The 12,072-nt window shown below is 36.4% G+C and carries 13 protein-coding genes; 8 read left to right on the forward strand and 5 right to left on the reverse strand.

Going from position 1 to position 12,072, the window contains the following annotated elements; translation table 11 throughout:
* Both MKO96_RS10980 and MKO96_RS10985 read left to right on the forward strand, forming a co-directional pair.
* Window positions 1-867 carry a hypothetical protein gene (locus MKO96_RS10980; RefSeq protein ID WP_046956446.1) on the forward strand — a complete coding sequence of 289 codons (867 nt, stop codon included), beginning with the start codon at window positions 1-3 and terminating at the stop codon, window positions 865-867.
* A gap of 83 nt (window positions 868-950) precedes the next feature.
* Window positions 951-1,616 carry a potassium channel family protein gene (locus MKO96_RS10985; protein WP_000504032.1) on the forward strand — a complete coding sequence of 222 codons (666 nt, stop codon included), beginning with the start codon at window positions 951-953 and terminating at the stop codon, window positions 1,614-1,616.
* A 38-nt stretch (window positions 1,617-1,654) separates the two neighbouring features.
* On the opposite strand, the gene rnjA is transcribed toward MKO96_RS10985, so the two are convergent.
* Both rnjA and MKO96_RS10995 read right to left on the reverse strand, forming a co-directional pair.
* A complete protein-coding gene (gene rnjA / locus MKO96_RS10990; RefSeq protein ID WP_000670372.1) occupies window positions 1,655-3,322 on the reverse strand; it encodes a ribonuclease J1 in 1,668 nt (555 codons plus the stop codon).
* Window positions 3,323-3,326: 4 nt separating this feature from the next.
* Window positions 3,327-3,539: a DNA-dependent RNA polymerase subunit epsilon gene (locus tag MKO96_RS10995; RefSeq protein WP_000576445.1), complete on the reverse strand. Its 213-nt coding sequence runs from the start codon at window positions 3,537-3,539 to the stop codon at window positions 3,327-3,329.
* A gap of 547 nt (window positions 3,540-4,086) precedes the next feature.
* Here MKO96_RS10995 and MKO96_RS11000 point away from each other — a divergent pair.
* Complete coding sequence (locus tag MKO96_RS11000; protein ID WP_172552736.1) at window positions 4,087-4,860, forward strand: Cof-type HAD-IIB family hydrolase; 774 nt, start codon at window positions 4,087-4,089, stop codon at window positions 4,858-4,860.
* A 59-nt stretch (window positions 4,861-4,919) separates the two neighbouring features.
* Here the strand turns inward: MKO96_RS11000 and def are convergent, their stop codons facing one another.
* Together def and MKO96_RS11010 are read right to left on the reverse strand one after the other, a co-directional pair.
* Window positions 4,920-5,474 (reverse strand): peptide deformylase, encoded by a 555-nt coding sequence (gene def / locus MKO96_RS11005; RefSeq protein WP_240587492.1) that lies wholly within the window; start codon window positions 5,472-5,474, stop codon window positions 4,920-4,922.
* Window positions 5,475-5,639: 165 nt separating this feature from the next.
* Window positions 5,640-5,786, reverse strand: a complete 147-nt coding sequence (locus MKO96_RS11010) for a YjcZ family sporulation protein (RefSeq protein ID WP_000274561.1) — start codon at window positions 5,784-5,786, stop codon at window positions 5,640-5,642.
* Window positions 5,787-6,299: 513 nt separating this feature from the next.
* Here MKO96_RS11010 and pdhA point away from each other — a divergent pair.
* The 5 genes from pdhA to MKO96_RS11035 all read left to right on the forward strand — a co-directional run bounded on the left by pdhA (window position 6,300) and on the right by MKO96_RS11035 (window position 11,663).
* The gene (gene pdhA, locus MKO96_RS11015; protein WP_000536893.1) at window positions 6,300-7,415 is read left to right on the forward strand and encodes a pyruvate dehydrogenase E1 component subunit alpha; all 1,116 of its coding nucleotides are present in this window, start codon (window positions 6,300-6,302) and stop codon (window positions 7,413-7,415) included.
* Window positions 7,416-7,418: 3 nt separating this feature from the next.
* Complete coding sequence (gene pdhB / locus MKO96_RS11020; RefSeq protein WP_000068162.1) at window positions 7,419-8,396, forward strand: pyruvate dehydrogenase complex E1 component subunit beta; 978 nt, start codon at window positions 7,419-7,421, stop codon at window positions 8,394-8,396.
* A 93-nt stretch (window positions 8,397-8,489) separates the two neighbouring features.
* On the forward strand, window positions 8,490-9,779 hold the full coding sequence (gene pdhC, locus MKO96_RS11025) for a pyruvate dehydrogenase complex dihydrolipoyllysine-residue acetyltransferase (protein WP_071713168.1): 1,290 nt from the start codon (window positions 8,490-8,492) through the stop codon (window positions 9,777-9,779).
* A 5-nt stretch (window positions 9,780-9,784) separates the two neighbouring features.
* Window positions 9,785-11,197: a dihydrolipoyl dehydrogenase gene (lpdA, locus tag MKO96_RS11030; protein WP_000260105.1), complete on the forward strand. Its 1,413-nt coding sequence runs from the start codon at window positions 9,785-9,787 to the stop codon at window positions 11,195-11,197.
* A 238-nt stretch (window positions 11,198-11,435) separates the two neighbouring features.
* Window positions 11,436-11,663, forward strand: a complete 228-nt coding sequence (locus tag MKO96_RS11035; RefSeq protein WP_087981726.1) for a hypothetical protein — start codon at window positions 11,436-11,438, stop codon at window positions 11,661-11,663.
* A 1-nt stretch (window position 11,664) separates the two neighbouring features.
* Here the strand turns inward: MKO96_RS11035 and MKO96_RS11040 are convergent, their stop codons facing one another.
* Window positions 11,665-12,057: a DUF1885 family protein gene (locus MKO96_RS11040; RefSeq protein ID WP_087981725.1), complete on the reverse strand. Its 393-nt coding sequence runs from the start codon at window positions 12,055-12,057 to the stop codon at window positions 11,665-11,667.
* Window positions 12,058-12,072 lie beyond the last annotated feature (15 nt).

The raw sequence follows: 12,072 nt of genomic DNA on the forward strand, positions 1-12,072 counted from the left end.
GTGCAAATTAGCAGTGCAATGTTGTGTTTCGTCTTATATGCGTATGTTATTATTGCGGCGGTGTATTTTGGGATAAGTTTTTATGCCTACCGTTTAGTAGATAATCACGAATATGACGAAACATATAAATGGGTGAAAAGATATTTATCACCTGTATTAGAAATTATGAATGGGTTTGTGCTCTTTTTATTTATTGGATTAATTGCTTTCTCGACGAGTTTAGTAGGGAATAAAACGACATTATTTGTACTAGGTATCATTATTTTTATGTTGTTAGGAATACGGATTGGTAACACAGTGTTTTGGAATGAAAGAAAAGTAGATGGTTGGACTGGAATGTTAATCCCGTGTATGTTAGCGGCTATCGTGACAAACATAGAGCATGAGTATTATCAATTACATTTTTGGCTTATTATCGTTTTAACAATTCTTTCAGTTTTGTACATAAGTACGGTAGTACTCACATACATTGCACATGAAAAAGGTGATGTTAAAGGAACACGCTTCTTTAGAGGGCGAGCATTATTTTGGAGTGTGCCAACGATGGCTGTTATAGGAATTATTGCGATATTAGTAAATGGATATCAATTTACTAATTGGCAACTGTTTTTAGAAAATTGGTGGATTTTCATCATTTCGTTTATCGCTTTTTTAGGTGCAACACATTATTTATTCCATCAACATCATTATATATTGGCATTGCTATTCGCATTTACACAACTATTATTTGCTTTCTTCGGACAAGAAACGTTATTATTCGTTTTTGAAACATTTAGTTCATTTGGAAATATATTCGTATTTGGTATGTTAATTTTCAGTATCGCATTTTATTTACAACAGTATTTTTATATGCAAAAACAAAAATAAGAATGATATACAGGTTTTTGTAGCAAATCTAAAGTATGTTACAATAAAAATACATAGTATTCGATGTTATTGGAGGAATTCCTGTGGGTGAAAAAGAGAAAGAATTTGCTGTCATTGGGCTTGGACGTTTTGGTGGAAGTATTTGCCGAGAACTCGCTCAATTAGGTATGGAAGTAATGGCAATTGATTCAGATGAGGATAAAATTAATGAGTTTGCAAATATAGCTTCACATGCTGTAATTGCAGATTCAACAGATGAGATGGTATTAAAAAGTCTTGGTATTCGTAATTTTGATCATGTAGTCGTTGCTATTGGAGACAATTTAAATTCAAGTATTTTAACAACATTAATTCTGAAAGAGTTAGGTGTAAAAAATATTACTGTAAAAGCTCAAAATGATTACCATGAAAAAGTGTTAAGTAAAATAGGTGCAGACCACATTGTGCACCCCGAGCGTGATATGGGAAAAAGGATTGCTAATAATATTGCATCAAGTAATGTATTAGACTATCTTGAGCTATCAGATGAGCATAGTATTGTAGAGATTATTGCAAATAAAAAAATTGATGGTCATTCTTTAATCGAATTAGATATTCGTGCGAAGTTTGGATTGAATATTGTAGCGATTAAACGTGGTAAAGAAGTTATTGTATCTCCTCGAGCTACGGAAAACATTCAAGCGGGAGATATATTAATTGTAATTGGTCATGACGATGAAGTAGATCGTTTTAAACACTTTTTAAGATAAGAGAAAAGGACAATACCATGAAGGTATTGTCCTTTTTCTTATATTTCCATAATGATTGGTAAAATCATTGGGCGACGTTTTGTTTTCTCATATAGGAATGGTGCTAATGTGTCTGTAATTTCATTTTTAATTTCAGACCATTGTGTTGTTTTACGCTCCATTACTTTTTCTAAATGAGTTGTAATTAATGTTTGAGCATCATTAATTAAATCACTACTTTCGCGCATATACACGAAGCCACGTGAGATAATATCAGGTCCTGCTGCAACTTTAAACTCTTTCATATCAATGCTTACAACTACAATAACAAGTCCTTCTTCAGAAAGAATACGACGATCGCGTAATACGATATTACCGATATCTCCAATACCATTTCCGTCAATATAGACAGAGCCAGATGGTATTTTACCAGCTACGCTTGCTTCATCAGAACGAAGAGCGAGAACATCTCCATTATCCATGATGAAACAGTTTTCTTCTGGAATACCACAATCGTTTGCTAACTTCATATGCATACGTTGCATGCGATATTCACCATGAATTGGCATGAAATACTTCGGTTTAATTAGACGAAGCATTAGTTTTTGTTCTTCTTGTCCACCGTGTCCACTCGTATGAATGTTTGACAGTTTTCCGTGGATTACATCAGCACCAGCACGATACAACATGTTAATTGTACGACTTACACTAATTGTATTACCAGGGATTGGAGAAGAAGAGAAAACAACTGTGTCGCCAGGAATGATTTGAATTTGACGATGAGTACCATTAGCAATACGTGAAAGTGCTGCCATTGGCTCACCTTGACTACCTGTACATAAAATAACAACTTTATTAGCTGGTAGGCGGTTTAGTTGAGATGTATCTATGAATGTATCCTTCGGACAGCGAATATAACCAAGGTTTTGTCCGATTTCAATCGCTGCTTCCATACTGCGACCGAATACAGCCACTTTACGATTGTTTTCAACAGCTGCTTCAACAACTTGTTGTAGACGATGGATATTTGATGCAAAGGTTGCGAAGATAATACGACCTTCTACTTTGCGGAAAATATCTTGAATACTATCACCAACACGGCGCTCAGACATTGTAAAGTTTGGAACTTCACTGTTTGTACTATCAGATAAGAGACAAAGTACACCGTCTTTTCCGATTTCAGCCATTTTTGTTAAGTCTGCTGGTTCACCGACTGGTGTGAAATCAAATTTGAAATCACCAGTATGAACAACTTGTCCTTGAGGTGTTTTCACAACAACTCCGTATGAATCTGGGATACTGTGAGTTGTACGGAAGAAGGAAACAGATGTCTTTTTAAATTTAATAACATCATCTTCTTGAATTTCATAAAGTTTTGCTTTACGAAGTAATCCGTGCTCTTCTAATTTGTTTTTAATTAGTGCAATTGCTAATTTTCCACCATAAATCGGGATGTTTACTTGACGTAATAAGTAAGGAATTCCACCGATATGATCTTCGTGACCATGTGTAATGAATAATCCTTTAATTTTATCTTCGTTTCGCACAAAATAAGTGTAATCTGGTATTACATAATCGATTCCGAGGAGTTCGTCTTCTGGAAATTTAATTCCAGCATCAATAATAATAATTTCATCTTGAAATTGAACAGCATATGTATTTTTACCGATTTCACCAAGTCCACCTAAAGCAAAAACGGCAGCTTGATCATTCTTTAGAAATTTCATATGACTATACGATTTCCGCTAATGTTAAATCAGCGTTTTCTTTTTCATATTCAAGATGAGCACCAGTAACAGACTGAACGAACTCGATATTATATGCGAACTTATTTAATTTCTTACGAACATCCTTTTCAGACGTAGCCTCTAAATATAAAACTTTTGTATTTTCACGTACTGGAACCTCAGTCAATTTTACTTGATAAAATACTTTAAAAATCATTTGGAAAACCTCTCCTTGTCTATGTTTTGCATTATCTGTTACTTATTATAAAGCAAACAGTCACGATTTTCATGTTTTTTCGAATGAGAATGAAGAAAAAGCCCGAAATGGGCACAATTTAAGCGATTGTCTTTTTACGGACTAGATCTTTTAAATAACGCTTGAGCTTTTTCTTCAGCTTCTTCAGCATGATTACTCCTTCCTTTCCTTATTTTAAACATGCATATTACTAGTGAAAACTCCGTCTCTGACATAAGAAAGAAGACAAAAGTGGATGTTGAATCTTGTCCTTTCTCATACAGGAAAAGTTATTCTATAGTAACGATTAGTAGCCGTTAGTTATAGGTATAGTATGAGAAAGAATAGAAAAGAAAATTCATACGAACAAGTATCCACATTTTTTACTAATATATATATGCAGGTTTCATAAATAAGGTCAGAAAGTGAACGCTTTCTTCACAGATGTTTAATATGTTATACTTTTTTTTAGAATTTGAAAAGTGATAATCAAAATAGGAATATAGAGTAACGGAAAGGATTTTGACAAATGAATGATAAAATTGTCTTTTTTGATATTGATGGAACATTATTAGATCACGATAAGAAGATTCCGCAATCTACACGAGATGCAGTAAGACATTTACAAGAAAAAGGTGTGCATGTAGCAATTGCGACAGGACGTGCGCCATTTATGTTTGAAGATATCCGTGAGGAACTCAATATACATAATTATGTTAGCTTTAATGGACAGTACGTTGTATTTGAAGATGAGGTAATATTTAATAACCCGTTACATCCAGCTGCCTTACATAAGTTTACTCAGTTTGCAAAACAAGAAGGATATCCACTTGTATATCTGGATCATCAAGAAATGAGAGCATCAGTGGAATATCATGATTATGTGAAAGAAGGTTTTGGAAGCTTAAATTTTGAGCATCCGGCATATGAACCTGATTTCTATGAGAAACGTAATATTTATCAAACACTTCTTTTCTGTGAAGTGAATGAAGAGGAAAAGTTTATTAATCATTACCCAGATTTTCATTTTATTCGCTGGCATGCATATTCAATGGATATTATTCCGAATGGTGGTTCGAAGGCAAAAGGAATTGAGAAATTCATTGGAAAATTAGGATTTAACCGTGAACAAGTGTATGCATTTGGAGATGGCTTAAATGATTTAGAAATGATCGAAGCAGTTGGGACAGGTATTGTGATGGGTAATGGTCATGAAGACTTGAAAAAACTTGCAAATCATGTGACAAAGGATGTTAGTGAAGACGGCATATATCATGGATTAAAATGGGCTGGATTGCTATAAGTGAATATGGAACCTATTTCATATAAAAAAGGCGGAAGATTAACTTCCGCCTTTTTTTATTATCGCTCTAGAGGTTTTGAATCGTCAGGAGCAGTAAATGGATTTTCTTTATTAATGTGGTCATAGAACATAACACCATTTAAATGGTCAATCTCATGCTGAAATACAATTGCTGGTAAACCTTTTAAACGTAATTTTACTTCTTCACCTTTGATAGATGTTGCTTTCACTGTAATTCTTGTGTAACGAGGGACATAACCAGGTACTTCGCGGTCTACTGATAGACAGCCTTCCCCGCTTTGTAAATATGTACGTTCAACAGAATGACTAATGATTTTTGGGTTGAATAATGCATGACTATATAACGTACCGTCCGTATCAGTTACATGAACCGCAATCATTTTCTTTGAAATACCGATTTGTGGAGCAGCTAATCCGATTCCAGGGCGCAAACTATATTTTTCAGCCATTTCAGGATCTTGGCTATTTATTACAAATTCAATCATTTCTTTAAGGGCAGTTGTATCTTCTTCGCTCGCCGGCATTGATACCTCTTCTGCAACGTTGCGCAAAATAGAATCTCCTTCGCGAATTACATCTTTCATTGTAAGCATATGTAATCTCTCCTTTCTTCTTTAGTCTACCAAAGGAGGTGGAAAAAGTCATCGACAAGTAGGGAAGCACTTTGGAAAGTGTTTTACTATAGAATATTTATGTATGTAATAAAAAGAAAAGACGGCAAAGCCGTCTGTTTCTTTCCATAGTTGTTTCATTTTACATTAGCGAATGCAAGCAGCACCAACGATAATTAAAAGAATAAACAACACAACGATTAAGGCGAAGCCGCGTCCAGACCCGCCACAAGAACCGCCATAACCGTAGGAAGGATTTGAACAAGTTGGATAGCAATATGAGTATCCGTACATGAGATGACCTCCTTTATCATTTCCCGCTAACACTGCGGTTACTATAATGTATGGAGGGAAGAGTAGAAATGTATGGGTAATTACCTATAAAAGGAAGAAGAGTTTGTATATTTTTGCTAAGAAGAGAGAAAAACTAAAGAGAATTAAATCGTTTACATATTATTCTAAGAGAAAAAATAAGTTGAAAAGGGAATAATATAACAGTAGGTTAATGCTTACTAATACAGATGTGAAAAATAAAAACACGTTTGTGTAGAAGAAACCTGCAGATTATTTATAAAAAAACGTAACCAAAGTAATTGACATCGTAATTAGAATAGTTGTAAACTAAAAAACGTGATCAAGATTGTATTAATATGTTTCTGAAAAAACATTAGTACAGATTGTTAGGTACACAAAATTATTCTCAACCGACAGATAAATTTGTTGGTTTACATTGTTGCGTTTTCAGTCTAGCTAATAGATAGTGAAAGCGTTTCAGAATATGGTTCAAGAGAGGAAGAGGTGAACGGAATGGGTACTAAAACAAAAAAGACCCTATTTAATGTTGATGAGCAAATGAAAGCTATCGCAGCTCAATTTGAGACATTACAAATTTTAAATGAAAAAGGCGAAGTTGTGAATGAAGCAGCTATGCCTGAATTATCTGATGATCAATTAAAAGAATTAATGCGCCGTATGGTGTATACTCGCGTACTAGATCAACGTTCTATTTCTTTAAACCGTCAAGGACGTTTAGGTTTCTACGCACCAACAGCTGGACAAGAGGCTTCTCAATTAGCAAGTCATTTCGCACTTGAAGCAGAAGATTTCATCTTACCAGGATATCGTGATGTGCCACAATTAGTATGGCACGGTTTACCATTATACCAAGCATTCTTATTCTCTCGTGGACATTTCATGGGTAACCAAATGCCTGAGAATGTAAATGCACTTGCTCCACAAATCATCATCGGTGCGCAAATCATCCAAACTGCTGGTGTTGCGTTAGGTATGAAACTACGTGGTAAAAAATCTGTTGCAATTACTTACACTGGTGACGGTGGTGCTTCACAAGGTGACTTCTACGAAGGTATGAACTTTGCGGGTGCATTCAAAGCTCCAGCAATCTTCGTTGTACAAAACAACCGTTATGCAATCTCTACTCCAGTAGAAAAGCAATCTGCAGCTAAAACTGTAGCACAAAAAGCAGTAGCAGCAGGTATTTACGGAATTCAAGTAGACGGTATGGATCCATTAGCTGTATACGCAGCAACTGCTTTCGCTCGTGAGCGTGCAGTAAACGGCGAAGGCCCTACTTTAATCGAGACTTTAACATTCCGTTACGGTCCACATACAATGGCTGGTGATGACCCAACTCGTTACCGTACAAAAGATATCGAGAACGAATGGGAACAAAAAGATCCAATCGTACGCTTCCGTGCATTCTTAGAAAACAAAGGCCTATGGTCTCAAGAAGTTGAAGAGAAAGTAATCGAAGAAGCAAAAGAAGATATCAAACAAGCAATTGCTAAGGCTGACCAAGCTCCGAAACAAAAAGTTACTGATCTAATGGAAATCATGTACGAAAAAATGCCTTACAACTTAGCTGAACAATATGAAATTTACAAAGAAAAGGAGTCGAAGTAAGCCATGGCTCAAATGACAATGATTCAAGCAATCACTGATGCTTTACGCGTTGAAATGAAAAATGACCCTAACGTACTTGTGTTTGGTGAAGACGTTGGTGTAAACGGCGGTGTATTCCGTGCTACTGAAGGTTTACAAGCTGAATTCGGTGAAGATCGTGTAATGGATACTCCACTTGCAGAGTCTGGTATTGGTGGACTTGCAGTTGGACTTGCATTAGAAGGCTTCCGTCCAGTTCCAGAAATCCAATTCTTCGGTTTCATTTATGAAGTAATGGATTCAGTTTCTGGTCAATTAGCTCGTATGCGTTACCGTTCTGGTGGACGTTGGACTGCTCCAGTAACAATTCGTTCTCCATTCGGTGGCGGTGTTCATACTCCTGAACTACATGCTGATAGCTTAGAAGGATTAGTGGCTCAACAACCTGGTCTAAAAGTTGTTATTCCATCTACTCCATACGATGCAAAAGGTCTTTTAATCTCTGCGATTCGTGACAACGATCCAGTTATCTACTTAGAGCATATGAAATTGTACCGTTCATTCCGTCAAGATGTACCAGAAGGCGACTACACAATTGATTTAGGTAAAGCTGATATCAAACGTGAAGGTACAGATGTATCTGTTATCGCTTACGGTGCTATGGTTCATGCTGCATTAAAAGCTGCTGAAGAACTTGAAAAAGAAGGTATCTCTTTAGAGGTAGTTGACTTACGTACAGTTCAACCATTAGATATCGAAACAATCATCGCTTCTGTTGAAAAAACAGGCCGCGTAGTTGTAGTTCAAGAAGCACAAAAACAAGCTGGTATTGCAGCTAACGTTGTAGCGGAAATTAACGACCGTGCAATCTTAAACTTAGAAGCTCCAGTTGTACGTGTTGCAGCTGCTGATACAGTATTCCCATTCTCTCAAGCTGAGAGCGTATGGTTACCAAACCATAAAGATATTGTTGAAGCTGTTAACAAAGTAATGAACTTCTAATTTTTAGTTTTTCATGTGCAAAAGAAATCAGCACATGCTGGTTTCTTTTGTACATATTCCATAATAATGAAATGAATCAGGGGGCTGAATTCCGTGGCATTTGAATTTAAACTACCAGATATCGGTGAAGGTATCCACGAAGGTGAAATCGTAAAATGGTTTATTAAACCAGGCGATGAAGTAAACGAAGACGATGTACTTCTTGAAGTACAAAATGATAAAGCAGTAGTAGAAATCCCTTCTCCTGTTAAAGGTAAAGTACTTGAAGTACTTGTAGAAGAAGGAACAGTTGCAATTGTAGGAGATACATTAATTAAATTTGATGCTCCTGGATACGAAAACCTTAAATTTAAAGGTGACGATCATGATGAAGCTCCAAAAGCTGAAGAAGCAGCAGTAGAAGCTCCAGCAGCGGAAGCTACTCCAGCAGCAACTGCAGAAGTAGTAAATGAGCGCGTAATCGCTATGCCATCTGTTCGTAAATATGCTCGTGAAAACGGCGTAGACATTCATAAAGTAGCTGGTTCTGGTAAGAACGGCCGTATCGTAAAAGCTGACATCGATGCATTTGCAAATGGTGGACAAGCAGTAGCAGCAACTGAGGCTCCAGCAGCAGTAGAAGCTACTCCAGCAGCAGCGAAAGAAGAAGCACCAAAAGCACAACCAATCCCAGCTGGTGAATATCCAGAAACTCGTGAGAAAATGAGTGGTATCCGTAAAGCGATTGCAAAAGCAATGGTTAACTCTAAGCATACAGCTCCTCACGTAACATTAATGGATGAAGTTGATGTAACTGAGCTTGTTGCTCACCGTAAGAAGTTCAAAGCTGTTGCAGCTGACAAAGGTATTAAATTAACTTACCTTCCATACGTTGTTAAAGCTTTAACATCTGCATTACGCGAATACCCAATGTTAAACACTTCTTTAGATGATGCTTCTCAAGAAGTAGTTCATAAACATTACTTCAACATCGGTATCGCAGCTGATACAGACAAAGGTCTATTAGTACCAGTTGTTAAAGATACAGATCGCAAGTCTATCTTCACTATTTCTAACGAGATCAATGATCTTGCTGGTAAAGCACGTGATGGTCGTTTAGCTCCGGCTGAAATGAAAGGTGCTTCTTGCACAATCACAAACATTGGTTCTGCAGGTGGACAATGGTTCACTCCAGTTATCAACCACCCAGAAGTAGCAATTCTTGGTATCGGCCGTATCGCTGAGAAGCCAGTTGTGAAAAACGGTGAAATCGTTGCAGCTCCAGTATTAGCATTATCTCTAAGCTTTGACCATCGTTTAATTGACGGCGCAACTGCTCAAAAAGCATTAAACCAAATTAAACGTCTATTGAATGACCCACAATTATTAGTAATGGAGGCGTAATAACAATGGTAGTAGGAGATTTCCCAATTGAATTAGATACAGTCGTTGTTGGTGCAGGTCCTGGTGGATACGTTGCGGCAATTCGTGCAGCACAATTAGGTCAAAAGGTAGCAATTATCGAAAAAGCTAACCTTGGTGGCGTATGCTTAAACGTTGGATGTATTCCTTCAAAAGCGTTAATCAATGCAGGTCATCGTTATGAGAATGCAATGCATTCTGATGACATGGGTATTACTGCAGAGAACGTAAAAGTTGACTTTACAAAAGTTCAAGAATGGAAAAACGGCGTAGTTAAGAAATTAACTGGCGGTGTTGAAGGCCTTCTTAAAGGTAACAAAGTTGAAATCATTCGCGGTGAAGCTTACTTCGTAGATGCTAATACATTACGCGTAATGACTGAAGATGCAGCACAAACGTATACGTTTAAAAATGCTGTTCTTGCAACTGGTTCTACACCAATCGAAATTCCAGGATTCAAATACTCTAAACGTGTTATCAACTCTACAGGTGCTTTAAGCTTACCTGAAATTCCTAAAAAACTTGTTGTAATCGGCGGCGGTTACATCGGTATGGAATTAGGAACTGCATATGCTAACTTCGGTACAGAAGTTACTGTAGTAGAAGCTGGCGACGAAATCTTAGCTGGTTTCGAAAAAGCTATGAGCTCTGTTGTTAAACGTGCTCTTCAAAAGAAAGGTAACGTAAATATCCATACAAAAGCTATGGCTAAAGGCGTTGAAGAAACAGAAACTGGCGTAAAAGTTAGCTTTGAAGTTAAAGGTGAAATCCAAACTGTAGAAGCAGATTACGTATTAGTAACTGTAGGTCGTCGTCCAAACACTCAAGAAATCGGTCTTGAGCAAGTTGGAGTTAAAATGACTGACCGCGGCATCATCGAAATCGATGAGCAATGTCGTACAAACGTACCAAACATCTATGCAATCGGTGATATCGTTCCTGGACCACCATTAGCTCACAAAGCTTCTTACGAAGGTAAAGTAGCTGTTGAAGTAATTAGTGGCCATGCATCAGCAATCGATTACATCGGAATTCCTGCAGTATGCTTCACTGATCCAGAATTAGCATCTGTTGGTTACACTAAGAAACAAGCTGAAGAAGCAGGAATGACAGTAGCTGTATCTAAGTTCCCATTCGCTGCTAACGGTCGTGCATTATCATTAAACAGCACTGACGGTTTCCTACAACTTGTAACACGTAAAGAAGATGGTCTTCTTGTAGGTGCTCAAGTTGCAGGTGCAGGCGCTTCTGATATTATCTCTGAGATTGGTTTAGCTATCGAAGCTGGAATGACAGCAGAAGATATCGCTCAAACAATCCACGCTCACCCAACATTAGGTGAAATCACAATGGAAGCAGCTGAAGTTGCTCTTGGAATGCCAATTCACATTGTAAAATAATTTAAGTAATGAAAATAGCCCATCTCTTATTTAAAGAGATGGGCTATTTTTTATTTTAATAAAAAATGGCTTGCAAGGTCTTTATATGTACTTGTCGAATGAATATATAATACTTTAATTGAATCGTTAGAACATATATTAATCCAAAAGCCATATATACGCTTTCGTATAATAAGTAATTGATTCAAACTTAATCCCATATATTAATAAAATAGAGCATGTCAAAGGAGAAGGTTTCATGAGAATATTGCATGTTATATTTTATCATTTATTATTATGGAGTGGTTTTTCTGTTGTATTAGCATTATCAAATGGTGATAAGTTGCATTACAAAGTCATTCTATTTTTTGTATTTCTTTATTTAGCATATGTAATCGCTTATTTTGTATTGCAAACTAGAAAGCAGTCATTATTCCTTACGTGTTCAAATTGCATACTTTTCTTAATCATATTTTCTATTTTTTAAATTAACGTTTATAGAAATACATCGTTCTTCCATTAAATAATTGTAATTCTCCTTCTAATTTCTTCGCTAGAAAACGGCAAAATTCATTTGCTTTTCCTTTATCACCAAATGTTGCATTAGGTGGTAAAGAAATCTGAATATAAGATTGTTCCTTTTCAATACCAACACCAACATAAATGGAGTCATATCGATCGTGAGTAGATTGTAGTTTTAATGTTGTTGCTGATGTATCTAAAATTTCATAAGGAAAAGCGGTATTTGTATAAGCGTAATTAATTTGAACACCAGTTTTGGAAGTAACTGTTTGATAGTAATGAAAAAGTTGTTTTATTTCATCTATTGAAACAGATTGTTGATTGGATTTAGGTACAAGCGTAATAAAGGCATGTTGCATATAAGTTCCCCCTAA

This window comes from Bacillus sp. ES1-5 (assembly GCF_022487605.1).
GTDB lineage: Bacteria > Bacillota > Bacilli > Bacillales > Bacillaceae_G > Bacillus_A > Bacillus_A wiedmannii.

What these genes read in the sequence shown, in the direction of transcription:
- rnjA (WP_000670372.1), bottom strand. Translation starts at nt 3,322, where the DNA reads ATGAAATTTCTAAAGAATGATCAAGCTGCCGTTTTTGCTTTAGGTGGA.
- MKO96_RS10995 (WP_000576445.1), bottom strand. Translation starts at nt 3,539, where the DNA reads ATGATTTTTAAAGTATTTTATCAAGTAAAATTGACTGAGGTTCCAGTA.
- MKO96_RS11000 (WP_172552736.1), top strand. Translation starts at nt 4,087, where the DNA reads ATGAATGATAAAATTGTCTTTTTTGATATTGATGGAACATTATTAGAT.
- def (WP_240587492.1), bottom strand. Translation starts at nt 5,474, where the DNA reads ATGCTTACAATGAAAGATGTAATTCGCGAAGGAGATTCTATTTTGCGC.
- MKO96_RS11010 (WP_000274561.1), bottom strand. Translation starts at nt 5,786, where the DNA reads ATGTACGGATACTCATATTGCTATCCAACTTGTTCAAATCCTTCCTAC.
- pdhA (WP_000536893.1), top strand. Translation starts at nt 6,300, where the DNA reads ATGGGTACTAAAACAAAAAAGACCCTATTTAATGTTGATGAGCAAATG.
- pdhB (WP_000068162.1), top strand. Translation starts at nt 7,419, where the DNA reads ATGGCTCAAATGACAATGATTCAAGCAATCACTGATGCTTTACGCGTT.
- lpdA (WP_000260105.1), top strand. Translation starts at nt 9,785, where the DNA reads ATGGTAGTAGGAGATTTCCCAATTGAATTAGATACAGTCGTTGTTGGT.
- MKO96_RS11035 (WP_087981726.1), top strand. Translation starts at nt 11,436, where the DNA reads ATGAGAATATTGCATGTTATATTTTATCATTTATTATTATGGAGTGGT.
- MKO96_RS11040 (WP_087981725.1), bottom strand. Translation starts at nt 12,057, where the DNA reads ATGCAACATGCCTTTATTACGCTTGTACCTAAATCCAATCAACAATCT.